Source organism: Metapseudomonas cellulosilytica (assembly GCF_049334135.1).
Classification (GTDB): domain Bacteria; phylum Pseudomonadota; class Gammaproteobacteria; order Pseudomonadales; family Pseudomonadaceae; genus Metapseudomonas.
Genome location: NZ_JBHZGN010000004.1, coordinates 170266 through 193664 on the forward strand (window position 1 = coordinate 170266; position 23399 = coordinate 193664).

Annotated in this window: 19 protein-coding genes; 9 read left to right on the forward strand and 10 right to left on the reverse strand. The window is 68.1% G+C overall.

What is annotated here, in order from left to right; all coding sequences use genetic code 11:
• Positions 1 to 109 precede the first annotated feature (109 nt).
• On the forward strand, positions 110 to 1942 hold the full coding sequence (locus ACFW0H_RS06860; protein WP_422913148.1) for a Na/Pi cotransporter family protein: 1833 nt from the start codon (positions 110 to 112) through the stop codon (positions 1940 to 1942).
• A gap of 209 nt (positions 1943 to 2151) precedes the next feature.
• Here the strand turns inward: ACFW0H_RS06860 and ggt are convergent, their stop codons facing one another.
• From ggt to ACFW0H_RS06890, 6 genes are all read right to left on the reverse strand, one after another.
• Entirely contained in the window at positions 2152 to 3855 is a 1704-nt protein-coding gene (ggt, locus tag ACFW0H_RS06865) for a gamma-glutamyltransferase (protein ID WP_422913149.1), read from the reverse strand.
• A gap of 3 nt (positions 3856 to 3858) precedes the next feature.
• A complete protein-coding gene (locus tag ACFW0H_RS06870; RefSeq protein ID WP_003455709.1) occupies positions 3859 to 4110 on the reverse strand; it encodes a YfhL family 4Fe-4S dicluster ferredoxin in 252 nt (83 codons plus the stop codon).
• A 109-nt stretch (positions 4111 to 4219) separates the two neighbouring features.
• Positions 4220 to 4699: a pantetheine-phosphate adenylyltransferase gene (gene coaD / locus ACFW0H_RS06875; RefSeq protein ID WP_044871006.1), complete on the reverse strand. Its 480-nt coding sequence runs from the start codon at positions 4697 to 4699 to the stop codon at positions 4220 to 4222.
• Positions 4700 to 4870: 171 nt separating this feature from the next.
• Positions 4871 to 6466: a GMC family oxidoreductase gene (locus ACFW0H_RS06880; protein ID WP_422913150.1), complete on the reverse strand. Its 1596-nt coding sequence runs from the start codon at positions 6464 to 6466 to the stop codon at positions 4871 to 4873.
• A gap of 47 nt (positions 6467 to 6513) precedes the next feature.
• Positions 6514 to 7059, reverse strand: coding sequence for a twin-arginine translocation pathway signal protein (locus tag ACFW0H_RS06885; RefSeq protein ID WP_422913151.1), 546 nt, complete (start codon positions 7057 to 7059; stop codon positions 6514 to 6516).
• Between the two features lie 28 nt (positions 7060 to 7087).
• Complete coding sequence (locus tag ACFW0H_RS06890; RefSeq protein ID WP_422913152.1) at positions 7088 to 8518, reverse strand: coniferyl aldehyde dehydrogenase; 1431 nt, start codon at positions 8516 to 8518, stop codon at positions 7088 to 7090.
• A gap of 252 nt (positions 8519 to 8770) precedes the next feature.
• Here ACFW0H_RS06890 and ACFW0H_RS06895 point away from each other — a divergent pair, with 252 nt between their 5' ends.
• From ACFW0H_RS06895 to ACFW0H_RS06915, 5 genes are all read left to right on the forward strand, one after another.
• Positions 8771 to 9460 carry a TetR/AcrR family transcriptional regulator gene (locus tag ACFW0H_RS06895; protein ID WP_422913153.1) on the forward strand — a complete coding sequence of 230 codons (690 nt, stop codon included), beginning with the start codon at positions 8771 to 8773 and terminating at the stop codon, positions 9458 to 9460.
• A gap of 115 nt (positions 9461 to 9575) precedes the next feature.
• Positions 9576 to 10970, forward strand: coding sequence for a TackOD1 domain-containing metal-binding protein (locus tag ACFW0H_RS06900; RefSeq protein WP_422913154.1), 1395 nt, complete (start codon positions 9576 to 9578; stop codon positions 10968 to 10970).
• Between the two features lie 9 nt (positions 10971 to 10979).
• Positions 10980 to 12308 carry a glycosyltransferase family 2 protein gene (locus ACFW0H_RS06905; protein ID WP_422913155.1) on the forward strand — a complete coding sequence of 443 codons (1329 nt, stop codon included), beginning with the start codon at positions 10980 to 10982 and terminating at the stop codon, positions 12306 to 12308.
• Between the two features lie 4 nt (positions 12309 to 12312).
• Positions 12313 to 14397: a TolC family protein gene (locus ACFW0H_RS06910; RefSeq protein WP_422913156.1), complete on the forward strand. Its 2085-nt coding sequence runs from the start codon at positions 12313 to 12315 to the stop codon at positions 14395 to 14397.
• A gap of 8 nt (positions 14398 to 14405) precedes the next feature.
• Positions 14406 to 15446: an HlyD family secretion protein gene (locus ACFW0H_RS06915; RefSeq protein WP_422913157.1), complete on the forward strand. Its 1041-nt coding sequence runs from the start codon at positions 14406 to 14408 to the stop codon at positions 15444 to 15446.
• A gap of 52 nt (positions 15447 to 15498) precedes the next feature.
• Here the strand turns inward: ACFW0H_RS06915 and ACFW0H_RS06920 are convergent, their stop codons facing one another.
• From ACFW0H_RS06920 to ACFW0H_RS06935, 4 genes are all read right to left on the reverse strand, one after another.
• A complete protein-coding gene (locus tag ACFW0H_RS06920) occupies positions 15499 to 16509 on the reverse strand; it encodes a hydrolase (protein ID WP_422913158.1) in 1011 nt (336 codons plus the stop codon).
• Positions 16510 to 16586: 77 nt separating this feature from the next.
• Positions 16587 to 17204 carry a 16S rRNA (guanine(966)-N(2))-methyltransferase RsmD gene (gene rsmD, locus ACFW0H_RS06925; protein WP_422913159.1) on the reverse strand — a complete coding sequence of 206 codons (618 nt, stop codon included), beginning with the start codon at positions 17202 to 17204 and terminating at the stop codon, positions 16587 to 16589.
• Entirely contained in the window at positions 17204 to 18691 is a 1488-nt protein-coding gene (locus tag ACFW0H_RS06930; protein ID WP_422913160.1) for a M16 family metallopeptidase, read from the reverse strand. Before ACFW0H_RS06930 ends, rsmD begins: the two co-directional genes overlap by 1 nt.
• The gene (locus ACFW0H_RS06935) at positions 18684 to 20039 is read right to left on the reverse strand and encodes a M16 family metallopeptidase (RefSeq protein WP_422913161.1); all 1356 of its coding nucleotides are present in this window, start codon (positions 20037 to 20039) and stop codon (positions 18684 to 18686) included. Before ACFW0H_RS06935 ends, ACFW0H_RS06930 begins: the two co-directional genes overlap by 8 nt.
• 143 nt (positions 20040 to 20182) lie before the next feature.
• Here ACFW0H_RS06935 and ftsY point away from each other — a divergent pair, with 143 nt between their 5' ends.
• The 3 genes from ftsY to ftsX are packed head-to-tail and all read left to right on the forward strand — an operon-like array spanning position 20183 to position 23291.
• Positions 20183 to 21607: a signal recognition particle-docking protein FtsY gene (ftsY, locus tag ACFW0H_RS06940; RefSeq protein WP_422913162.1), complete on the forward strand. Its 1425-nt coding sequence runs from the start codon at positions 20183 to 20185 to the stop codon at positions 21605 to 21607.
• The gene (gene ftsE / locus ACFW0H_RS06945) at positions 21604 to 22272 is read left to right on the forward strand and encodes a cell division ATP-binding protein FtsE (RefSeq protein WP_377691688.1); all 669 of its coding nucleotides are present in this window, start codon (positions 21604 to 21606) and stop codon (positions 22270 to 22272) included. Before ftsY ends, ftsE begins: the two co-directional genes overlap by 4 nt.
• Positions 22272 to 23291 (forward strand): permease-like cell division protein FtsX, encoded by a 1020-nt coding sequence (gene ftsX / locus ACFW0H_RS06950; protein WP_422913163.1) that lies wholly within the window; start codon positions 22272 to 22274, stop codon positions 23289 to 23291. The genes ftsE and ftsX overlap by 1 nt, the downstream gene beginning before the upstream one ends.
• The last annotated feature ends 108 nt before the right edge of the window (positions 23292 to 23399 follow it).

Genomic DNA, 23399 nt, shown 5'->3' on the forward strand with positions numbered 1-23399 from the left:
GACGGCCCCAGCCCTTCCCGGGCGGGGCCGTCGGCATTTCAGGGGGGCTTGCCGGCCGGTCGGCGCTTCGGGTAATAGCTGGGCGTGATCTGGTGAAGGAATACCGCCCGTGAAGCATTACTCCCGCATTCTCCTGCTCGTCCTGGCCGCCGTCGGGCTGGCCTGCAGCTTCTGGTTCAGCTCCGGCTGGCTGGAACTCTGCGCGGGGCTCGCGCTCTTCCTGTTCGGCATGCAGTGCCTGGAGGAGGGCCTGCGGCAACTGGCCGGGAGCAAGCTGGAGCAGTTGCTGGCGCGCAGCACGTCCACCTCCTTCAAGGGCCTGATGTTCGGCATTTGCGGCACCTTGCTGCTGCAATCGAGCACCCTGGTGTCGCTGCTCACCATCGCCTTCATCAGCGCCGGGCTGATCCAGCTGGCCGGAGGCATCGCGATTCTCTTCGGCGCCAACCTGGGCGCCACCAGCGGCATCTGGCTGCTGGCCATGGCTGGGCAGAACCTCAGCCTCAGCCCGCTGGCCCTGCCGCTGCTGGTGTTCGGCGTGCTCGGCGGTTTCGTCGGCGAGCGGAGCAAGGCAGCGGGGCGCATCGTCCTGGGCATCGCCTTCATCTTCCTCGGCATCGACCAGATCAAGGACGGCTTCGCCAGTTTCGGGGATGGCCTGGACCTCACCGCCTACCAGGCCGACGGCCTGCTGGGCAGCCTGCTGTTCGCCCTGGTCGGACTGCTGGTGACCGTGGTGCTGCAGTCCAGCCACGCCACCTTGATGCTGACGCTCGCCGCCCTGGCCGGTGGCCAGCTGGACCTCGCCCAGGGCTTCGCCATCGCCATCGGCTCCAATGTCGGCAGCAGCGTCACCACCGCCTTCGTCGGTTCCCTGGGTGGCAACCGCAGCGGCCAGCGCCTGGCCCTGGCCCATGTGCTGTTCAACGTGGTGACCTGCAGCCTGGCCTTCATCCTGCTCGGGCCCCTCGGCTGGCTGGTGGGGCGTATCGCCGGCCTGACCGGACTGGGCGACAACGAGCTGATCCAGCTGGCGATGTTCCACAGCCTGATCAATGCCATGGGCGTCCTGCTGTTCTGGCCGCTGCAGGAACGCCTCGCCCAGTGGCTGGTTCGCTGGCTGCCGGAGCGTGAGGAGCCCCAGGTGCTGATCACCGAGCTGGCCGCCGGCCCGGAAGTCCCCGAGCGCACCCGCGCGCGCTACCTCAACGAGCGCGCCCTGGACTCGGTGGACGCCGCCGCCAACGCCGTGGTGCGCGAGTTGCGCCACCTGGCGCGCCTGAGTCTCGAAGTGATCTGCCACGCCCTCTACCTGCCGGTGGACCAGTTGGCCAGGGCCCAGGGCGACGAGCGCCTGCTGCACGCGCGGCCGGAACGCCACCACCTGGATGCCGAGGCGCTCTACCAGCGGCATATCAAGGGCGTCTATGGCGACCTGCTGAGCTTCATGGGGCGGCTCGATCTGCCCCTGGACGAGGCGCATCAGCAGTTCTGGGTCAACAGCCAGCTCGTCGCCCTGCAACTGGTGGATGCGGTGAAGGACGCCAAGCACCTGCAGAAGAACCTCGGGCGCTACCTGGGAGAGACCCCGTCCCCCATCCGCGACGCCTATGTGGATCTGCGCCGGCACCTGCTGGCCATGCTCCATGAGCTGCGCGAGCTGGGCCGCTCCGACCTCCCCGAGGATGCCTGGAACCAGCGCCTGAACGGGCTGGACAAGAAGGCCGCGGCCTTTGACGGCGCCTTCCGCACCCGCCTGTTCAACGCTGTGCGCAGTGGCGAACTGGACGGCCTGCAGACCAGCTCGCTGATGAACGACCTGGGCTACGCCAGTCGCATCTTCCAGAGCCTGCGCAACGTATTGCTGCTGGGTGAAGGGCAACTGCTGTTCCGCGAGCTGCGGCGCCTGGAGCAGGAAGAGGAGTCGCTGATCGTCCTTTAGCGAGGTGCGTTTCGCAGTGTGGGGCCCCATGTAGGGTGCGCTGTGCGCACCGGGTGTCCGCGCGGCGTCTCTGGTGCGCACGGCGCACCCTGCCGGCCAGCCTCCGTGTAGGGTGGATAGCGCTTTTCTATCCACCATCGCGGCCCCAGGGAAATCCCATGGTGGACCGATGAAGCGTGGTCCACCCTACGGAGCGAACTAGCGCGCCCCTACCGGAGCTTTTCCACTTCGAGCACTTCGGAACGGCCCAGGCCGCGGGGGTCGCTGGCGGCTTCGAGGCTGCCCTTGGCCTTGTTCCAGTAGAGCACCTGCTGGTTGCCGTAGTTGCGCTCCAGTGGCTTGAGGCTGTAGCCGCGGGCTCGCAATTCGGCGCTTTCGGCGCTGCTGAAGGCGCCCGGCTCGTGCTCGATCTGGTCCGGCAGGTACTGGTGGTGGTAGCGCGCCACTGCCGGCCAGCGGCTGACCGGCTGGCCGTCCAGGTACTCCAGCACCGAGAGCAGCACCATGCTGGGAATCCGGCTGCCCCCCGGCGTGCCGAAGGCGGCGAATTCCTGTTCGCTCTCGATGAAGGTGGGGCTCATGGAGGACAGCGGGCGTTTGCCCGAACCCACCGCGTTGGCCTGGCTGGCGGCCAGGCCGTAGGTGTTGGCGCCTGCCGGGTTCGCGGCGAAGTCGTCCATCTCGTCATTCAACAGCACGCCGGTGCCGGGTACGGTGAAGGCGGCGCCGAAGGGCAGGTTGATGGACAGGGTGGCGGCCACCGCATTGCCGTCCTTGTCGATCACCGCGAAATGGGTGGTGTGGTCGCCTTCGCGCCAGGGCGGTGAGGGCGGCAGACTGCTGCTGGGGGTGGCGCGGCGGGCGTCGATGCCAGTGGCGAGGCTCTTCAGGTAGCTCTCGTCGAGCAGCTTCGCCTGGGGAATGGCAACGAAATCCGGGTCGCCCAGGAGTCCGCGGTCGCGGTAGGCGCGGCGCAGGGTTTCCACCACGTAATGGGTGCGTTGCACGCGGTCGGCCTTGCGCCAGGGCAGCTGCTGCAACATGGCCAGGCTCTGGGCCAGGGCGATGCCGCCGGCCGACGGCGGCGGGGCGCTGATCAGCTCGCGGCCTTCGGCCAGGCGGAAGCGGATCGGCTGGCGCTCCACGGTGCGGTAATCGGCGAGGTCGCGCAGGCTCCAGATGCCCCCGGCGGCATTTACCTCCCGCACCAGTTTCTCGGCCGTCGCTCCGCTGTAGAAGCCGGCCTTGCCGTAGCGGGCGATGCGTTCCAGGGTGTCGGCCAGTTCCGGCTGGCGCAGCAGGCTGAACTCTTCCGGAACCTCGCGCTTGTGGTCGAGGAACAGTCGCGCCGTCTCGGGGTCGTCGCGCAGCGCCGACAGGCGCCAGGTGGCGCGCTCGCGGTAGATGCGGTCCACCGAGATACCGTCGCGGGCCAGGCGGATGGCCGGGGTCAGGCTGTCGGCCAGGGGCAGGCGGCCGTAACGGCCGGCGAGATCCGCCAGGGCCGCCGGCAGGCCGGGGATGGCGGCGGCCAGGGGGCCATCCAGGGACAGGCGGGCGTCGGCCTTGCCATCGCGTACGTAGAGCCGCGGATGGGCGGCCAGCGGCGCGCGTTCGCGGGCGTCGAGGAAGCGATAGACGGGTTTGTCGCCGCCCTGGCGCAGGAGGAAGAAACCGCCGCCGCCCAGGCCCGACCCGTAGGGCTCGGCCACCGCCAGGGCGGCGCTGATGGCCACCGCGGCATCGAAGGCGTTGCCGCCCTGGGCCAGGGTTTCCAGGCCGGCTACCGTGGCCGAGGGGCTGGGTGTGGCCACCGCCGCGCGGCCCGGCTCGGCTGCCTGCAACGTGCTCGCACAGAGCAGCAGCGTCGCGAGCAGCGCACCACGGTACGCGCCGCGTTCCGGGCGGCCCATGGCTCAGGCCTTGCCGGTGAGCTTCAGGTACTTCTGCATCAGCTCATCCTTGCTTTCGACATGGGCCTCGTCGAGCGGGATGCAGTCGACGGGGCAGACTTGCTGGCACTGGGGTTCGTCGTAGTGGCCGACGCATTCGGTGCACAGGTTGGGGTCGATCACGTAGATCTCCTCGCCCTGGGAGATCGCGCCGTTGGGGCACTCGGGTTCGCAGACGTCGCAGTTGATGCAGTCGTCGGTGATCTTGAGGGACATGGGAACAACTCCTGCCGTCGCCATGGAAGCGGCGGCCTTGAACAGAAAATAGCGGAATTGTGCCGGATTGGGGCGATCGACGCACGCGTCGATCGCGACGGGACAGTCGTTAGCGCTTGAAGCGCTCAGCCAGAGCGGCGGCTACGGCGGGATGCACGAACTTGCTGATGTCGCCGCCCAGGGCTGCGATCTCGCGCACCAGGGTGGAGGAAATGAAGGAGTACTTTTCCGACGGAGTGAGGAACATGCTCTCCACGTCCGGCGCCAACTGACGGTTCATGTTGGCCAGCTGGAATTCGTACTCGAAGTCGGAGACCGCGCGCAGGCCACGGAGGAACACATTGGCGTTCTGTTCCTTGACGAAGTGCGCCAGCAGGCCGGAGAAGCCCACCACTTCCACGTTGGGCAGGTGCTTGGTGACTTCGCGGGCCAGCTCGACGCGCTGCTCCAGGCTGAACAGCGGATTTTTCTTCGGGCTGGCGGCTACGGCGATGATCACGGTATCGAACAGGCGCGCGGCGCGTTCGATCAGATCGCCGTGACCCTTGGTGATGGGGTCGAAGGTGCCCGGGTACAACACTCGGTTCATCGCGACGTCCTGGCAGGGGCTCGAAAGGGATTTGGATGGTAGCGCAGCGGGCCCCGGCGGCCAAGACGAGGGCTCATCCGGCCACGGCCGGCCGACGGACCGGCCAGAGGATCAGCGCCAGGTCCAGGCAGGCCAGGGCCACCCAATCGGTGTTCCTTACCGAGCGGTCCGTTACGCCTGGCCCAGCCGCTCGGCCAGGGCGCTGGCCAGTTTTGCCGTGAGCCCGTAGACCGACAACTGCGGATTGGCGCCGATGCTGGTGGGGAACAGCGAGCCATCGTGGATCGACAGGTTGCCCAGCTGATGATGGCGTCCCAGGCTGTCGGTGACCGCCTGCTGCGGGGCCTCGCCCATGGCGCAGCCACCCATCACGTGGGCGCTGCCCAGGCGGGCGCGGTACAGCTCCATGGGCAGGCCGTCGATCAGGCTGCGCGCCTCGGCCAGGGTTTTCACGTAGTCGGCGTCGCTGTGCAGTGGCAGCACGGCGCGGGCTCCGGCGGCGATCTGGATCTCGGCCATGACATGGAAGGCCCGGCGGATGCCGTCCCAGGTGTAGTCGGTCATGCGGTAGTCGAGCACCGGGCTGCCGTCGCCGCGCAGCTCCACCGTGCCTTCGGCGCTGTCCGGGTGGAAGCCGTCGCGCATCAGCGCCAGCATCACGTTGGTGTGGGGCAGTTGTTCCATGCGCAGGGCGTTGTCGACGCCGAAGCGGCCCAGCAGGGTGGTGGTGAGCGCGGGCTGCAGCGGCGGCACTTCCAGCTTGTAGGACATGCGCCCGGTGGCGCCGTCATCCCACTGGAAATGGTCGGAGTAGATGGACTGCGGGGCACCGTAGAAGGGGTTGATCACTCGATCGAACTGCGCGGCGGAGAAGTTCACCACGTGCAGGAAGGTGCGTTTGCCAACGCGCTTGTGCGGGTCCGGCGCGCCGGAGCGCAGGAGCAGGCCTGGGGTGTTGATGCCGCCGCCGGCGAGCACGTAGTGGCGTGCCTTCACCCTGATCTTGCGGCCGTTGGGCGCCACGCAGCGCTCGTCCAGCCCGAGGCACTCGATGCCGGCGACCTGGTCGCCCTCGATCAGCAGCTTCTCGGCGCGGGCCAGGTAGAGCAGCTCGCCGCCCTTGTCGAGGGTGGCGGGGATGGTGGTGACCAGCATCGACTGTTTGGCGTTGGTCGGGCAGCCCATGCCGCAGTAACCGAGGTTCCAGCAGCCGCGCACGTTGCGCGGGATGACTTTCCAGTGCAGCCCGAGTTTCTCGCAGCCCAGGCGGATCACGTCGTTGTTCGGGTTCGGCGGGATCGCCCAGGGTGCCACGCCCAGGCGCTGTTCCATCTTCTCGAACCAGGGCGCCATCTCGGCCGGCGACAGGCCCTTCACGCCGTGCTCGCGAGCCCAGTGTTCCAGGGTCGGCTCCGGCGTCCGGAAACTGGACGTCCAGTTCACCAGGGTGGTGCCGCCCACGGCGCGGCCCTGGAGGATGGTGATGGCGCCGTCCTTGGTCATGCGCCCGATGCCTTCCTGATAGAGGCTCGGGTAGGCCTCGGCCTCCTGCATCCTGAAGTCGGAGCTGGTCTTGAGCGGGCCTTCCTCGATCAGCAGCACCTTGAACCCTGCGGCGCTGAGGATTTCCGCGGTGGTGCCGCCGCCGGCGCCGCTGCCGACGATGGCGACGTCGGCTTCCAGGGTCAGGTCCTGCTCCAGGCGCGAGCCGTCGTGGGTTTTCCAGCCGCGGGCCAGGCCTCCGGCGAACAGATCGGGTACAGGCATGTCAGGGTCTCGGGCGAGTTCTTGTCGTTATCTGGGGTGTGCAGGAATCAGACGGCAGGCGGGCCGGGATAGCCGCAGTGCGCCCAGGACTCCGGGCGGCCGTACCAGGCCATCATCACCAGTTGCAGCAGGGAGGCATGGCCCATCTTCAGCAGGCCGATGGAACTGTTCTGCCAGCGTTCGAGGAATTCGCGGATGTCCTGGGCGCTGGCCTTTTCCCAGCTGCCCCAGATGCCGGTCAGCGGGCCGCGGGTGATCGGCAGGGCGAGCACGTCGAACAACTGCAGGGTCAGCTTGAGCATCTCCGGCGACAGGCGATGCAGGGCGTAGTCCAGGCTCTGCAGGGTGCCGTCCACGGCCCGGGACATCTTCTCGGCGGGCGCCGCGCCGTCCAGCATCACCGGCACCAGGGCGCGGAGGAAGGGCAGGTCGGATTCGCGCAGCACCGCAAAACCACCGGCCGGCACGCTGGCCGAGCAGCCGGTGAGGCTGGCGGTGACCCCGGCGGTGGCGAGGAAGGCCGAGCCGAACAGGCCGACCTTGAGCAGGTTGCGCCGGGACAGCCCCGGCGCGTCGAGGGTGGTTTCGCTCATTCTTGTTATCTGCCTGCGAAAGCCCGTCTCAGCGGACGAAGAGTTTATAGACCAACTTCTGGATGGCCCTGCCGTAGGGCGGGTAGATCATCTTCGCGGCATTGAAGCGCTGCTTGATGAACACGCCCTTGGCCTTGCTGAAGGTGAGGAAACCCTCCTGGCCGTGATAGTGGCCCATGCCCGAGGAGCCGATGCCGCCGAAGGGCATGTCGTCCTGGGCCACGTGCAACAGGGTGTCGTTCAGGCACACGCCGCCCGAGTGGGTCTCGTGCAGCACGCGCTGCTGCTCGGCCTTGCCGTAGCCGAAGTAGTAGAGTGCCAGCGGCCGCGGGCGATCGTTGATATAGGCGAAGGCATCCTCGATGCGGCGGTAGGGCACGACGGGCAGCAGGGGGCCGAAGATTTCCTCCTGCATCAGCTTCATCTCGTCGGTGGCGTTCAGCACCAGGGTGTGTGGCAGGCGCCGGCCCTGGGCCTCGGGGAACAGCGGCACCAGGCGCGCGCCCTTGGCTTGGGCGTCGTCCAGGTAACCCTTCAGGCGGCCCAACTGGCGCTCGTTGATGATCGCGGTGTAGTCGGGGTTGTCCGCCATTTTCGGGAAGAAGCCCTGCACGACCTGGCGGTAGGCTTCGATGAAACCCTCGATGCGATCCTCGGGCACCAGCACGTAGTCCGGCGCCACGCAGGTCTGGCCGGCATTGATGGTCTTGCCGAAGGCGATGCGCTCGGCGGCGTCGGCGAGCGGCACATCGGCGGAGACGATGGCCGGCGACTTGCCGCCCAGCTCAAGGGTCACCGGGGTCAGGTTCTCGGCGGCGGCGCGCATCACGTGCTTGCCGATGCTGGTGGCGCCAGTGAACAGCAGGTGGTCGAAGGGCAGGCGGGAGAAGGCCACGCCAACGTCCGCCTCGCCCAGGGCCACGGCCACCAGGTCCTCGGGGAAGATGCGCGCCAGCAGGTCCTTGACCAGCTGCGAGGTGGCCGGGGTGGATTCGCTCATCTTGAGCATCACCCGGTTGCCGGCGGCCAAGGCACCCACCAGGGGGCCGATGGCCAGGTACAGCGGGTAGTTCCAGGGCACGATCACGCCGACCACGCCCAGGGGCTGGTAGACCACCTTGGCCGAGGCGGGCTGGAAGGCCAGGCCGACGCCACGGCGGGACGGCTTCATCCATTTTTTCAGGCGTTTGGCTGCGTAATGGATGCCGTGGAGGCTGGGCATGATTTCGGCCAGCAGGGTTTCATCCGCCGAGCGGTTGCTGAAGTCCCGGGAGATGGCCGCGATCAGGGCGTCGCGCTCGGCGGAGAGCAACTCGCCCAGGCTGCGCAGCCACTGGATGCGTTGCTCGGCGCTGGGCATCGGGTGGGCGCGAAAGGCCTCGCGCTGACACTGGAAGAGGGATTCCAGCTGGCTGATCTGCTGCTGGCTCTGTTGCAGGTAGGCGATGTCGACGACCATGGCGCGGCTCCTCGGCGGGCTCCGGGGGAGTCGTCCGTACCCTTTGGATGGATGCGGCGGGACTCCGTTGTTAGCGTATCGCTGGATTTTTAGAGCAATTACTCTAACCTGTCAATTAGCTTGCCCGTCGGTCCGCCCCGTGGCAGCCCAACGAAAAGCTGGGCGGACCGGTGCCGGGTATCACTGGGTGTTTCCCGGCGCCCGAGCGGTGTACCTTTGCCGTGCCCCACCGATAGCAGGAAAGATTGTCCGATGGCCCAACGACCCAAGACCCGCGACCGCATCGTTCTGGAGAGCCTCGCGTTGTTCAACATCCAGGGCGAGCGCAACGTGACCACCAACCACATCGCCGCGCACCTGGGCATGTCGCCGGGCAACCTCTATTACCACTTCCGCAACAAGCAGGAGATCATCGCCGAGCTGTTCGGCCAGTACGAAGGCCGGGTGGACGGCTTCCTGCGCCTGCCGGAAGGGCGCGAAGTTACGGTGGAGGACAAGACCTTCTACCTGGAGTCCTTGCTGGCGGCCATGTGGGACTTCCGCTTCCTGCATCGTGACCTGGAGCATCTGCTGGAGTCCGACCCGGAACTGGCCGCGCGCTACCGCCAGTTCGCCCAGCGTTGCCTGGACCACGCCTATGCCATCTACCATGGCTTCGTCGCCGCCGGCATCCTGCGCATGAACGCGGCCCAGGTGGAGGCCCTGGCCCTCAACAGCTGGATCGTGGTCACCTCCTGGGTGCGCTTCCTCTGCACCACCCGGGGCGATACCGGCGATATCGACCAGGAAATGCTTCGCCGCGGCATCTACCAGGTGCTGGCGCTGGAGAGCGGCTACCTCGCGCCCGAGGCGAAGCCGTCGGTACAGGCGCTCTACGACAAGCTGCACGTGCCGCTGGAGCGGATATTTCCGGGTGAGGGTAGACGTACGCCGGATATTTGACATTCGAAGCTTGGCGGTTACGCTTTCCTTCGGGAAGGTGTCGAATAACCGCCATATCCCTAATTTCCCTGCGTTATAGTGGCACTTTGGTTAAGGACGACTTCCAAGGTTTTCGATGACTATCGCCTCGCCCCATGTCGCCGTTGTCGGCACGACGGCTTCCCACTTCGCCGGCAGCGAACTGGATCGCTTCAGCGACCTTGCCAGCCTGCAGGCGGCGCAGGCCTACGATGTGCTGCTTCTCGACCTGCCCGGCCCGCAGGCCGGCCAGGTGCTGCGCAGCCTGCGCATGGATCGGAAGTACCGCTTCGGCCTGATCTATTGCTGCCAGGACCAGGACCCCTGGTGCGTCGCCCTGGGGGACGGCCCGCCGCCGGCCGACCTCGGTGCCATCTCGCCGCTCTGGCGCCTCTGGCGCGAACGCTTCGGCCTGTTCAATCGCGGCGCCCCGCCGGAACGCTTCGAAGAGCGGGTGCTGGCCTGGCTCTGGTTGCGTTCCCGGGGTGAGGTCCACGCCGTGCGTGACTCCGCCGTGCCCCAGCACTACCGCTATCCGCTGCTGGAGGCGCTGGGGGATGGCGAAGTCGTCAACCAGTTCTCCTGGCTGCAGCTGATGGGCCAGCAAGGGTGGCTGGAGGAGGGCGAGCTGCTGGACCGGCTGCGCTTGTGCACCGGCTGCGGGTCGGGGCGCCTCAACTATGTGGATGTCTGCCCCGAGTGCCAGGCCCTGGACATCGGCCGCCAACCTTCGCTGCATTGCTTCACCTGCGGGCATGTCGGCCCCCAGGAGCACTTCCTCAAGGAAGGCCTGCTGCTCTGTCCGAACTGCCTGACCCGCCTGCGCCACATCGGCAGCGACTACGACCGGCCACTGGAGAACTACCGCTGTCGCGGCTGCCAGGCGTTCTTCGTCGACGCCGCGGTGGAGGCGCGTTGTCTGGATTGCGGCCTGTCCCATGGGCCGGACAAGCTGCGCGTGCGCGAGGTACGCCACTTCCGCCTGGCCGAGGCCGGGCGTCTGCGCTGCCGCGAGGGCTTCGGCGCCGGACCGGTGAGCATCGAGCGTTTCGGCAGCCTCAACCTGTTGCCGCGCCAGGCCTTCTTCGAACTGCTCAACTGGCAGCTGCAACTGACCCGGCGGCACCGGACGCCGCCCTTCTCCCTGCTCGGCCTGCGTTTCGTCAACCTGCTGGAAACCCTCGCCCAACTCGGCGAGATGCGCGGCCACGCACTGGTGGACGGGCTGGTGGAGCGCCTGCAGGAAGCCGTGCGCGAAACCGATCGCTGTTGCCGGGCGAGTGAGGAGGTGCTCTGGCTGATGATGCCCTACACCGATGCCGTCGGACTGGAGGTGGTGCGCAAGCGCCTGGTCAAGGGGGCAGAGCGCCTGACCGCCGAGCAGGCGGCGCCCATCGAGGTGCGGCTGGCCGTGTTCACCGCGCCGGACGATCAGCAGGATCAAGAGGATGCCGCCCTGCTGCTGGCGCGCCTGGGCGGACAACTGAGCTGAGCCGCGAGCATGGAAGCATTCTTCGAGCAGTGGCTGTTGCTGGTTGGTGAGCTGGCCAGGAGCGATGGGATCCTGGAGGGCGTGTTCAAGTTGCTGCCGGCCTTCCTGCTGCTGGAGGTGCCGCTCAACCTGCTGGTGCTGATCGGCGTGCTGCGCTGGTTCATGCGCAAACCCTTCGAGCTGCCACGGGACAACGGCTATCGCCCGCGGGTGTCCTGCATCATCACCTGCTACAGCGAAGGGCGCGACGTGCAGCAGACCCTGCGCAGCCTGTGCGAGCAGACCTACCCCGGCTACATCGAGATGATCCCGGTGGTCGACGGCGCCGCCGTGAACCGGCCGACCATGCAGGCGGTGCGAGATTTCCGCGTCGACCCGCTGCTCCATCCGCGGCGCCTGTTGCGACCCATCGCCAAGTGGCAGCGCGGCGGCCGGGTCTCCTCGCTGAACGCGGGCCTGGCGCACTGCACCGGTGAAGTGGTGATGGCCCTCGATGGCGACACGTCCTTCGACAACGACATGGTCAGCCGAATGGTCCGCCACTTCGCGGATCCGGACGTGCCGGCGGTGGCGGGCAGCCTGCGGGTGCGCAACGCCTGGGCCTCGTTGACCACCGCCATGCAGGCGCTGGAGTACCAGCTGTCGATCCACATGGCCAAGATCGGCCTCAGCGAATGGAACCTGGTGAACAACGTGTCCGGTGCATTCGGTGCCTTTCGCCGCAGTTTCCTCGACAAGATCGGTGGCTGGGACACCCACACCGCGGAAGACCTCGACATCACCCTGCGGATCAAGAACTACTTCGGCCGCCGGCCCCTGCGCATACCCTTCGAGCCTGCCGCCATCGGCCATACCGACGCGCCCGTGACCTTTCGCCAGTTCCTCATGCAGCGCCTGCGCTGGGACGGTGACCTGTACTTCCTCTATATCCGCAAGCATCGCCACAGCTTCAATCCGCGCCTGCTGGGCTGGCCGAACTTCCTGATGACCCTGATCACCGGCTTCTTCTTCCAACTGGTGCTGCCGTTCATCATCTTCGGCTACTGCCTGGCGGGGCCCCTGGTGCTGCCCTGGCCGCGCTTCCTGGCCCTGGCGGCGCTCATCTACCTGGTCTATCTGGGCATGACGCTGCTGCTCTACCTGGCCATGCTAGCCCTGGTGTCCGAGCGCCCGCGCCAGGACCTGCGGCTGTTCCCGGTGGTCTTCGTCTTCCCCCTGTTCATGCTGGTCATGCGCCTGTGGAGCGCGGTGGCCATGCTCAACGAGGCCCTGCGCCGCGGCCACGAGGAAACCAGCATGGCGCCCTGGTGGGTCCTGCGCAGGGCGAAGAGGTTCTGAATCCATGATCCGTTCCCTGCTTCTCTGTGCACTGCTGTCGGCGGTGGGCGTCGCCCGGGCCGAGGTGCTGCCGCTGGACCGGGTGCTGGAGCGCGCCGAGGAAGGCGCCGCGTTGCAGGCCAACGCCGCCGAACTGAGGGCGCTGGACGCCCTCAAGGAGCAGCGCGAGGCCGAGGCGGGCTGGCAATGGTTCGGCGCGGGCAGCACAGGGCGTTATCGCGAGCTGGTGACCGACGATCTGCGCGACGACTACTACGGTCGCGACCTGGCTCTCGGCCTGCGCCATCCCCTGCTCGGCAGCCTGCGCCGGCAGGTGCAGGCGGTGTCCGCGGTCGAACTCGAACAAGAGCGGCAGAAGGCCCGCCGCCTGTTGCGCCTGGCCGAGCAGCGGCTGGCCTTGCGCAGCGCCTACGCCGACTGGTGGCGCGCCGATCAGGAGGCGCGCTGGTGCGAGTCACTGCTGCCCGCTGCGGCGGTCGCCCGCGAACGCCTGGCCCGCCGCCAGCGCGAGGGCTGGCTGCTGCCGTCCCAGGCGCGGCTGCTGGATGGCCAGTGGCAGGGCCTGCAGCGCCGTTGCGCGCGTAGCGCACTGCTGGAGGAAGACACCCGCGCCAGCCTGGCCGGGTTGGCCGGCCTGGAGATCGCCCCCGGCCAGTGGGCCCGGGCGGAGCCGTTGTCCATGCAGGTCATGCCCGTGGCCAACTGGCGGCAGGCCATCGAGGGCCATCCGCGTCTGCAGGAGCGGCAAGACGAGGTGCGTCATGCCGAAGGCAATCGGCAATCGCCCTGGTATGCGAGCGTCGATTCCAGCTTCAGCCTGGCGCAGAGCTATGAAGACCGCAGTGGCGCCAGCAAGCGTGGCGATGGCCTGGTGGCCAGCCTCAGCCTGTCCGCTCCCTTCGATCTGCTGGCCTACGGCCAGGCTCGCGGGCGCGAGGGCGAGGCGCGGCATCAAGCCGCCGTGGCACAACTGGAGGCCGAGCGCCAGCAACTGCTGCAGTCCCTGGGCCAGACCCTGCAGTCGCAGCGCCAGGCGGTTGCCGATCTGGAGCGGGAGCGTGAGCAGCTCGCCGTTTCCGAGCAGGCCCTGCGGGAGCAGCGGCTGCGGGCCGAGCGCGCGGTGTCCGAGAATCCCGGTGAGGAGCTGGCCGTGGAGCTGGAGCGCTACAACACGGGATTGCGCCTGATCGCCGCCTGGCATGGCGCCTGGTTGCGCGAGGCGGCGTTGCGCCTGTTCGTCGACGACGACCAGGCATTGTCCTCCCTGCTCGGTCCGCAGCGGGTCGACTGGCAGGCCCTGGAAGCGGGCGAGGCGGCGCCCAAGGCACGTAGCCCGGCTTCTTGGAGCCAGGGCGTCTACCTGTGGAACAGCCATGCGCTGCTGCAGCCGGACAGCCGCCGCGCCGAGTTGGGCGAGTTGCGCCGTGCCGGCATGAAGCGGCTCTACCTGGGACTCGATGCCCGGCAGGTGGCGGACGTCCCGGCCCTGCGCAAGCAATTGCAGGACACGCTCGATGAGGCCCACGCCCAGGGCCTGGAGGTCGCCCTGCTGCTGGGCGATCCGGCCTGGCTGGAGCCCTCCGGACGCCAGGGGCTGCTGGACCTGATCGGCCGGCTCCAGGGGCTGCGCTTCGACGCCCTGCACCTGGACCTGGAAGTCGAGCAGGCCGGCTGGCCGGTGCCCGACAGCCGCCTGCAGGCCTGGCTGGATACCTTGGGCGCCGCGGCCGGGCGCTCGCCTTGGCCGCTGGAACTGTCCAGCCATCACCGCTGGTTCGCCGAGCCCGTCGCCGGCAGGACCTGCGTGCCTTGCGCCCTGCCGCAGCGCGGCGTGCGGCAGGTCAACCTGATGATCTATACCCGCGATCCCGCGCGCAGCGCCGAGCTGGCGGCATCTATCGCCCGGCGCTGGCCGGCGCTGCGCTTTCGCCTGGCGCAGAGCGTCGAACCGCAGCTGTCGGCCGAGGAGTCCTGGGCCGGCGCCTCGCGCGCGCAACTGCGGGAGCAGATGGAGCGCTGGCGCACGCGTTTGCAGGCGGTCGGCGTCGCCGGTGTCGACTGGCAGGACTGGACCCACTTCCCCCGTTGAGCCAACCCATGAAGATTCGATTCTCCAGCCCCAAGGAACAGCAGCCCACCCAGGACCAGGGCCTCAAGGTCCTCTATGCGCCGGGCAAGCGCCTGGCCTTCAAGCTGCGCTGGTACCTGATCCTGCTGGCCGTCACCAGCCCCCTGCTGTTTCTGGTCGGGCGTGAGTTCTTCGGCCTCTGGCTGATCGAGGCGCCGGTCCAGCTGCATCTGCCCTCCAGCGAACTGCGCGCGCGGGAGGCCGGGCAGGTGGAGCGTGTGCTGGTCCGGCCCGGCGAACGGGTGGAAGCCGGCCAGTTGCTGCTGCGGATGGACAACCCCGAATGGCGCGGGCGTCTTGCCTTGCTCGCCCAGCCTTCGACCCTGTCGCCGTCGTCTGCCGGGCAGCCGGCGATGCGGGAGCAGGAGCGCCAGGCCCTCCAGCGTCTGCTGGACAGCGCGGAATCCCGCCTCGGCCGCCTGCGCGGCCTGCTCGCCGCCGGCGCCGCCACCCGCGGCGAGCTGCAGCGGGCCGAGGACGAGCGCGACAGGCGCCTGCGCGAATTGCTGGAGTTTGATCGCCGCGAGTCGCTGCCGGCGGACGACACTCTGGAGCGCCAGCGCCGGCTGGAGAGCGACTGGCTGCAGGCGCGACTGCAGGGCCTGGAGCTGAAGGCCGGCGAGGCGGGGGTGATCAGCGAGGTGCTGGTGGGCGAGGGCGAGAACGTCGGCCCCGGCACCTTGCTCATGCGCCTGCAGCGCCTGGGCGACGCCGAGCTCTGGGTCTACCTCGATCCGCGCCATGCCGCCTATGCCACGCCGGGCCAGCCTTTCCGGCTGCGCCTGCCGGATGGCACCTGGCTGCCCGCGGAGGTGGTGCGCCTGGTGGAGGACGCCGTGCCCGTGCCCGTGGAGCTGCGTGAGGCATTCGGCGAGTCGAACCGCAACCTGCGCCTGCTGGCGCGGGTCAAGGGCGAATGGCCGGCGTTCTGGCGCGTGGATCGCCTGGGCCTCAAGGCGCGCTTCCCGCACCGCTGGAGCTGGTTCGATCGCTGGTTCGCCGAGGAATGAAGTCGAGCCGTCGTGGGCTCAGCTGAAAAAGCGTCCCTGCGGGCGCTCCGTCCTAGCAGCAGGTTGCCAGCCAGCCCGGAATCCGCCGCTCCAGGTAGTAGGCGGGGTTCTGCGGCGATCCTTCGACGAAGCCCACATGGCCGCCCCGTGCGTGGAGTTCCATGCGGGTGGTGGCGGAGAGTTCGTGGGCCTGCGGCAAGCTGTGGCGGAACACGAAGGGATCGTCGGCGGCGTGGATCAGCAGGGTGGGGATGCGGATGCCGCCCAGGTAGTAGCGGCTGGAGGCACGGCGGTAGTAGTCCTGGGCGTCGCTGAAACCGTGCAGCGGTGCGGTGATGCGGCCGTCGAATTCCCAGAAGGTATTCAGACCTTCCAGTGAGCCCAGGCGCTCCAGGGTGGACAGGTGTTCGGCCTGGCCCTGGTGGGCGAACAGACGCTGCTTGCTCTTCACATAGGCCACCATCTCGCGCATGAAGTGCGCCTGGTAGACCCGCGAGAAGCCGAGGGCGATGCGGTCGGCGCACTGGTCCAGGCGATAGGGCACCGAAACCGCCACCGCGCCTTCCAGGCCACAGTCTTCACCGGCCTCGCCCAGGTGCTTGAGCAGCACATTGCCGCCGAGGGAATAGCCCACGGCATAGAGCGGCGCCAGCGGACGGCTGGCCTTCAGGTGGTGGATGGCGGCGGCCAGGTCCTCGCTCACCCCGGAGTGGTAACCGCGGGGCAGTAGATTGGGCTCGCCCGAGCAGCCGCGCCAGTTGATGGCCACGCTGGCCCAGCCGCGGGTGGCGAGCTCCTGCTGCAGGCCAAGCACGTAAAGCGATGTGGACGACCCGGTCAGGCCATGGAGAACCAGCACCAGCGGTGAGCTGGCCTCGTGGGGGCCATGCCAGTCCAGGTCGAGGAAATCACCATCCTCCAGCCACAGGCGCTCGCGCCGACGTTCCAGCTGCGGCGGCGTGCGGCAGAAGGGCGACCAGAGGGTCTGCAGGTGCGGCCCGGGCAACCACCAGGCGGGCTGGTAGTCGATGCGGGGGGAGACCTGGGTGTGGAACTGGTTCATCGGTATAGCCGTCACTCAGGAGCCTGTTCACGTTCAACGCCGATGTTCCGACGCGCAGCTGATCGTGAACAGGTGCCTCAGGCGTCGGGGCTCTCTCCGACTGCGCGCTGCCACAGGGCGTAGTACACCTGGCCGGCTTTCTTCTCCCGGTGCAGGCGCCAGTTGCCCGGCAGGCCCAGCGTGGAGGGCGGGTTCTCGCTTTCGGTATAGACCCAGGCGCGGGGTGCCAGCCAGCCGCGATGTTCCAGAAGGTCGCAGACGGGCACCAGCAGGCCCTGGTTGAAGGGCGGATCGAGGAATACCAGGTCGAAGGCGCTGGGCGCCTGCGTCTGCAGGTAGCGCAGGGCGTCGCTTTGCAGCAGCTGGCCGTTGCTGCAGCGCAGCACGTCCAGGTGGCCGCGCAGGGCGGCCACCGAGTCGGGGTTGAGGTCCAGGGCCAGGCCTTCGGCTGCGCCACGGGACAGCGCTTCCAGATAGAGCGCGCCGCTGCCGGCGAAGGGGTCCAGTACGCGCGCGCCTTCCACATGGGGCGCCAGCCAGTTGAACAGCGTCTCGCGCACCCGGTCGGGGGTAGGACGCAGGCCAGGACCGTCGGGGAAGGCGAAGCGCCGCGAGCGCCATTCGCCGCCGATGATACGGAGTTGGCCCTGGCCGCCGTGGCTGGGTCGGGCAGGTTTGGCGGTTGGCTTGCGCATCAGTGCTCCGGTACGCCGCTGGGCATTTCAGCGGGTTTGTCGGTGGGGGGCGGCAGGTCCTTCTGGGTGACGGTCGGGCCGGCGGTGACGATGACGAACTGGTCGGGGTTCAGGTGCTTGGCCATGGCCGCCTTGACCTGGGCCACATCCAGCGCCTGGATCTTGGTCATGAAGTCTTCCAGGTAGGTCAGCGGCAGGTTGTAGAAGCCGATGGCGCCGAGCTGGCCGACGATGTCGGCGTTGCTCGCGGTGGACAGCGGGAAGCTGCCGGCCAGTTCGCGCTTGGCGTCGTCCAGTTCCTTCTGGGTCGGGCCGTCTGCCAGGTACTGGCGGACGATGTCCTGGATCAGTTTGAGGGTGCCCTGGCTCATCTCGGCGCGGGTCTGCAGGCCGATCATGAAGGGACCGCGCACCTGCATGGCGGTGAAGCCGGAGCTGATGCCGTAGGTAAGGCCGCGTTTCTCGCGCACCTCTTCCATCAGCCGGGTGCCGAAGCCGCCGCCGCCGAGGATCTGGTTGCCCAGGTAGAGCGCGGCGTAGTCCGGGTCGTTCCGGTCGATACCGAGCTGGGCCAGCATCAGGTGGGTCTGCTTGGACGGGAACTCGATGTGGTTGAGGCCGGGTTTGGGAGCCTCCGGTTCGGGCAGCTTGGCCAGCGCCGGGCCTTTCGGCAGGGCCCTGGACACCTGGCTGGCGATGGTTTCGGCATCAGCGCGGGACAGGTCGCCGACCAGGGCGATCACCACATTGCCGGCGGCGTAGGCCTTCTGGTGGAAGGCGCGCAGCTGGGCCACGCTGATGCCGGGGATGGATTTCTCGTCTCCGTCGCTGGGGTGCGCATAGGGGTGCTGGCCATAGAGCTTCTCGAACAGCTCCAGGCCAGCCAGCTTGCCGGGGTTCTGCTTCTGGTACTCGAAGCCGGCGAGCATCTGGTTCTTGATTCGCGCCAGGGAGTCTTCCGGGAAGGTCGGCGCGCCGATCACCTGGTTGAAGAGTTCCAGGGCGGGCTGGCGCTGCTCGGGCGCGGTCAGGCTGCGCAGGCTGGCGATGGCCATGTCGCGGTAGGCGCCGTTGCCGAACTCCGCCCCCAGGCTCTCGAAGCCTTCGGCGATGGCGGTGACGTCCTTGCCGGCCACGCCCTCATTGAGCATGGCGTTGGTCAGGGTGGCCAGGCCCGGTGTGCCCGCATCCTGGCTGCTGCCGGCGGCAAAGGTCAGGCGCAGGTCGAACATCGGCAGCTCGGGGGCGGCGACGAAGAGTACCTTGGCGCCTTCGGCGGTGGTCCAGCTCTGGATGTCCAGGGTGCGGCGCCCGGGCGCCTTGCCGCCCACCTCGGCCAGGGTCTGCAGGCCCTCGGTCGCTGCCGGGGCGACGGTGTCGGCGGTGGCGGTGCTGGACGGGCGGTCGACGATGACGCCCAGCACGCCGAGCAGGACGATCAGGACCAGGCCGAGCAGGCCGTAACGCAGGCCGTTGCGCTCACTCATTGCGGGCCTCCTCGGGCAGGATGTGGGCGACGCTCAGGCGGTCGCGGGTGAAGAAGGTCTTGGCGGCGGCCTGGATGTCGGCGGGGGTCACGGCTTCCAGGGCGGCGAGGTCCTGGTCCATCAGCTTCCAGGACAGGCCGACGGTTTCCAGCTGGCCGATGGTGGTGGCCTGGCTGGTGATGGAATCGCGCTGGTAGACCAGATCGGCGATCGCCTGGGCACGCACGCGCTTGAGCTCGTCGGCGCTGGGCGGGGTGTTCTTCAGGTCCTCCAACTGGTGCCAGATACCGGCCTCGGTCTGCTCCAGGGTCTTGCCCTTCTGCACGTTGGGGGTGGCACTGACGACGAACAGGCTGTCGCCGCGGGGGAATCCGTCGTACCAGGCGGAGGCGCCGCTGACCAGCTCCTCGCCGCGCTCCAGGCGGCTCGGCAGGCGTGCGCTGTAGCCACCGTCGAGCAGGGTGGAGATCAGCCGCAGGGCGTGGACCTGGCGGGCGTCCTTGGCGGTGGCCAGGCCCGGTACGTTGAAGCCCATCAGCAGGCTCGGCAGCTGGGTGCGGACGTGCAGGGTCAGGCGGCGCTCGCCGGGGGTGGCCAGCTCCAGGGGCTTCTTCGCGGGTGGCACTTCGCGCTTCGGGATGCCGGCGAAGAAGCGTTCGGCCAGGCCCTTGACCTCATCCACGGTGACGTCACCCACCACCACCAGGGTGGCGTTGTTCGGCACGTACCAGGATTCGTACCAGTGGCGCAGCTCCTCGACCTTCATGCGGTTGAGATCGGCCATCCAGCCGATGGTGGGGATGTGGTAGCCGCTGGCCGGGTAGGCCATGGCCTTGAAGCGCTCGAAGGCCTTGGCGGTGGGCTTGTCGTCGGTGCGCAGGCGGCGTTCTTCCTTGATGACCTCGATCTCGCGATTGAACTCCTCGGGCGGCAGCTTGAGGCTGGCGAGGCGGTCGGCTTCCAGTTCGAAGGCGACGCCCAGGCGATCGCGGGCCAGCACCTGGTAATAGGCGGTGTAGTCGTCGCTGGTGAAGGCATTCTCCTCGGCGCCAAGCTCCCGCAGGATGCGCGAGGCTTCGCCGGGCCCGAGCTTGCGGCTGCCCTTGAACATCATGTGTTCCAGGGCGTGGGAGAGGCCGGTCTGGCCGGACGTCTCGTAGCTCGAACCGACCTTGTACCAGAGCTGGGAGACCACCACGGGGGCGCGGTGGTCTTCACGGACCACGACCTTCAGGCCGTTGTCCAGGGTGAACTCGTGGGTGGGCTGGTTGTCTGCAGCCAGTGCCAGGGCGGGCAGACAAAGAGCGCAACACAGCAAGCCGGCGGCTTGTCGGGCAATGGCTTTCATCGATGTTCTTGACCTGTCGGACGGCCCCGGCGGTCGTACCGCCTGCGGGCGAAGAGGTGCTAGGATACCCCATCCTTTCCCGGGGCGGCGAAGCTGGCCGGCATAGAGCCAGCACGGCCGCTCCCTTGAGATGCAATCGACTCATGTTTGGTTCCAACGACGACAAGAAGGCTCCGGCGCAGGCCGGGGAAAAGAAATCCTTGTTCGGCTGGCTGCGCAGAAAGCCCCAGGAAACCGCTCCCGTCGCTCCGGCGGAGCCGGTGGCGCCTGTCGAGGCCGAGGCGCCGGCCGCCCCTGCGCCTGCAGCCGAAACTGTCCCGGCCGCCGAACCCAGCGCTGAGCGGGACGCTGCACCGATGGCGGCTCCCGCAGCCGCTCCGGCTCCGGAGCCCGCCCCCGCCCCCGCTCCGGTGGTGGTTGAAGCCGCACCTCCGGTAGTCGAGACACCCGCTCCGGCGCCGGTGATTGCCGAACAATCGGCAGTGATCGAGCCTGCTGCACCTGCACCTGCACCTGCACCTGCACCTGCACCTGCACCTGCACCTGCACCTGCACCTGCACCGGTCGCCGCTCAGCCTGTTCCTACGCCCGAGACCGTGCAGGTCGCACCGGTTCCCGCGTCAGTATCCGAACCCAAGACCGGCTTCTTCGCCCGCCTCAAGCAGGGCCTGTCGAAGACCAGCGCCAGCATCGGCGAAGGCATGGCCAGCCTGTTCCTCGGTCGCAAGGCCATCGACGACGACCTGCTGGATGAGATCGAGACCCGCCTGCTCACCGCAGACGTCGGCGTGGAAGCCACCAGCGCCATCGTCCAGAGCCTGACCCAGAAGGTCGCGCGCAAGCAGCTGGCCGACAGCGACGCCCTCTACAAGGCCCTGCAGGACGAGCTGGCCGCCCTGCTGCGTCCGGTAGAGCAGCCGCTGAAGATCGACGGCGGTCGCGCGCCCTACGTGATCCTGGTGGTGGGTGTGAACGGCGTCGGCAAGACCACCACCATCGGCAAGCTGGCCAAGAAGCTGCAACTGGACGGCAAGAAGGTGATGCTGGCCGCCGGCGACACTTTCCGCGCCGCCGCCGTGGAACAGCTGCAGATCTGGGGCGAGCGCAACAACATCGCCGTGATCGCCCAGCACACCGGTGCCGACTCCGCCTCGGTGATCTTCGATGCCGTGCAGGCCGCCAAGGCCCGTGGCGTCGATGTGCTGATCGCCGACACCGCCGGCCGCCTGCACACCAAGGACAACCTGATGGAAGAGCTGAAGAAGGTACGCCGGGTGATCGGCAAGCTGGACGACTCGGCTCCCCACGAAGTGCTGCTGGTGCTGGACGCCGGCACTGGCCAGAACGCCATCAACCAGGCCAAGCAGTTCCACCAGGCGGTCAACCTGTCGGGCCTGGCGCTGACCAAACTGGACGGCACCGCCAAGGGCGGGGTGATCTTCGCCCTGGCCAAGCAGTTCGGCCTGCCGATCCGCTATATCGGCGTTGGCGAAGGTATCGACGACTTGCGCACCTTCGAGGCCGACGCCTTCGTCAAGGCCCTTTTCGCCGAGCGGGAGTCCGCATGATTCGATTCGAGCAGGTCGGCAAACGCTATCCCAATGGCCATGTCGGCCTGCACGAACTGAGTTTCCGCGTTCGTCGCGGCGAGTTCCTCTTTGTCACCGGCCATTCCGGTGCCGGCAAGAGCACCCTGCTGCGCCTGCTGCTCGCCATGGAGCGCCCCACCAGCGGCAAGCTGCTGCTGGCCGGGCAGGACCTGTCGACCATCACCAACTCGCAGATTCCTTTCCTGCGCCGCCAGATAGGCGTGGTCTTCCAGAACCACCAGCTGCTGTTCGACCGCAGCGTGTTCGACAACGTGGCCCTGCCGCTGCAGATCCATGGCCTTTCCAAGGCGGAGATCGCGAAAAGGGTGAGCGTGGCGTTGGAGCGCGTGTCCCTGGCGGACAAGGCCGAGCTGTTCCCGGCCGACCTGTCCACCGGCCAGCAGCAGCGCGTCGGCATCGCCCGCGCGGTGGTGCACCGTCCGGCCCTGCTGCTGGCGGACGAACCCACCGGTAACCTGGACCCGCGCCTGGCCGCCGAGATCATGGGCGTATTCGAGGACATCAATCGCTTGGGCACCACAGTGCTGATCGCCAGCCACGACCTGGCGCTAATCGCGCGCATGCGTCACCGCCTGCTCACCCTGCAACGCGGTCGCCTGATCGGCGACGGGGAGGCGGTCTGATGAGCGCCAAGCAGATGCCGCCGCCAAAGCCGGCCGAACGTGTAGGCGCATCGCCCCGGCACGTCGAAGCGCCGGAGCAGGGCGACGAGGGGCCGGATTTCCGTACGCTGCTGCACGCCTGGCTGGAAAGTCACCGCGCCAGCCTGGTGGACAGCCTGCGCCGCCTCGGCCGCCAGCCCATCGGCAGCTTCTTCACCTGCCTGGTGATGGCCATCGCCCTCAGCCTGCCCATGGGCCTGTCCCTGCTGCTCAGCAACGTCGAGCGCCTGGGCGGTTCCTGGCAACGCGCGGCGCAGATTTCCCTGTTCATGAAGATGGACGCCAGCGAAGCCCAGGGCCAGAAGCTGCGCGACGAGATCGCCGGCATGCCGGACGTGGCCGAGGCCGAGTGGATCAGCCGCGAGCAGGCCCTGGCCGAGTTGCAACAGCAGTCCGGTCTCGGCGAGGCCCTCAAGGAGCTGCCGCAGAACCCGCTGCCGGGCGTGGTCCTGGTCACGCCCAAGGAAGTCGACAAGGCGGCCCTGGAAGCCCTGCGCCAGCGTCTCTCCGAGATGCCCGGCATCGAGCAGGCGCAACTGGACCTGGTCTGGGTCGAACGCCTGTCGGCGATCCTCAAGCTGGGCGAGCGCTTCGTCTTCGGCCTGGCGGTGCTGCTGATCCTGGCGCTGCTGCTGGTGATCGGTAATACCATTCGTCTGCATATCGAGAACCGCCGCACCGAGATCGAAGTGATCAAGCTGGTGGGCGGGACCGACAGCTACGTGCGCCGCCCCTTCCTCTATATGGGCGCGCTCTATGGCACCGGCGCCGGCCTGCTGGCCTGGCTGGTACTGGCCTCTGGCCTGGACTGGCTGAACGATGCGGTGGTGCGCCTGGCCGGCCTCTATGGCAGCGACTTCGCCCTCGCCGGAGTGCCGCTAGCCGATGGTCTATCCCTGCTTCTGGGGGCCGTGCTGCTGGGGTACATTGGCGCCTGGCTGGCCGTCGCCCGCCACCTGAGCGAGCTGGCGCCGCGCTAGAAGCGCCGGTTCTCGCGGGCCTTGCATGGGGTGTAACGAAACTTTTACGCCCCCTTGCAGTCAGATTGCCCAGTGCTACACTGCGCGAGCTTTAGTGAATCGGAGGAT

Bases quoted from the DNA above. Each gene is read 5' to 3' on its own strand.
- ggt (WP_422913149.1), bottom strand. From the start codon at position 3,855: ATGGGCCGCCCGGAACGCGGCGCGTACCGTGGTGCGCTGCTCGCGACG.
- ACFW0H_RS06870 (WP_003455709.1), bottom strand. From the start codon at position 4,110: ATGTCCCTCAAGATCACCGACGACTGCATCAACTGCGACGTCTGCGAA.
- coaD (WP_044871006.1), bottom strand. From the start codon at position 4,699: ATGAACCGAGTGTTGTACCCGGGCACCTTCGACCCCATCACCAAGGGT.
- ACFW0H_RS06880 (WP_422913150.1), bottom strand. From the start codon at position 6,466: ATGCCTGTACCCGATCTGTTCGCCGGAGGCCTGGCCCGCGGCTGGAAA.
- ACFW0H_RS06885 (WP_422913151.1), bottom strand. From the start codon at position 7,059: ATGAGCGAAACCACCCTCGACGCGCCGGGGCTGTCCCGGCGCAACCTG.
- ACFW0H_RS06890 (WP_422913152.1), bottom strand. From the start codon at position 8,518: ATGGTCGTCGACATCGCCTACCTGCAACAGAGCCAGCAGCAGATCAGC.
- ACFW0H_RS06895 (WP_422913153.1), top strand. From the start codon at position 8,771: ATGGCCCAACGACCCAAGACCCGCGACCGCATCGTTCTGGAGAGCCTC.
- ACFW0H_RS06900 (WP_422913154.1), top strand. From the start codon at position 9,576: ATGACTATCGCCTCGCCCCATGTCGCCGTTGTCGGCACGACGGCTTCC.
- ACFW0H_RS06905 (WP_422913155.1), top strand. From the start codon at position 10,980: ATGGAAGCATTCTTCGAGCAGTGGCTGTTGCTGGTTGGTGAGCTGGCC.
- ACFW0H_RS06910 (WP_422913156.1), top strand. From the start codon at position 12,313: ATGATCCGTTCCCTGCTTCTCTGTGCACTGCTGTCGGCGGTGGGCGTC.
- ACFW0H_RS06915 (WP_422913157.1), top strand. From the start codon at position 14,406: ATGAAGATTCGATTCTCCAGCCCCAAGGAACAGCAGCCCACCCAGGAC.
- ACFW0H_RS06920 (WP_422913158.1), bottom strand. From the start codon at position 16,509: ATGAACCAGTTCCACACCCAGGTCTCCCCCCGCATCGACTACCAGCCC.
- rsmD (WP_422913159.1), bottom strand. From the start codon at position 17,204: ATGCGCAAGCCAACCGCCAAACCTGCCCGACCCAGCCACGGCGGCCAG.
- ACFW0H_RS06930 (WP_422913160.1), bottom strand. From the start codon at position 18,691: ATGAGTGAGCGCAACGGCCTGCGTTACGGCCTGCTCGGCCTGGTCCTG.
- ACFW0H_RS06935 (WP_422913161.1), bottom strand. From the start codon at position 20,039: ATGAAAGCCATTGCCCGACAAGCCGCCGGCTTGCTGTGTTGCGCTCTT.
- ftsY (WP_422913162.1), top strand. From the start codon at position 20,183: ATGTTTGGTTCCAACGACGACAAGAAGGCTCCGGCGCAGGCCGGGGAA.
- ftsE (WP_377691688.1), top strand. From the start codon at position 21,604: ATGATTCGATTCGAGCAGGTCGGCAAACGCTATCCCAATGGCCATGTC.
- ftsX (WP_422913163.1), top strand. From the start codon at position 22,272: ATGAGCGCCAAGCAGATGCCGCCGCCAAAGCCGGCCGAACGTGTAGGC.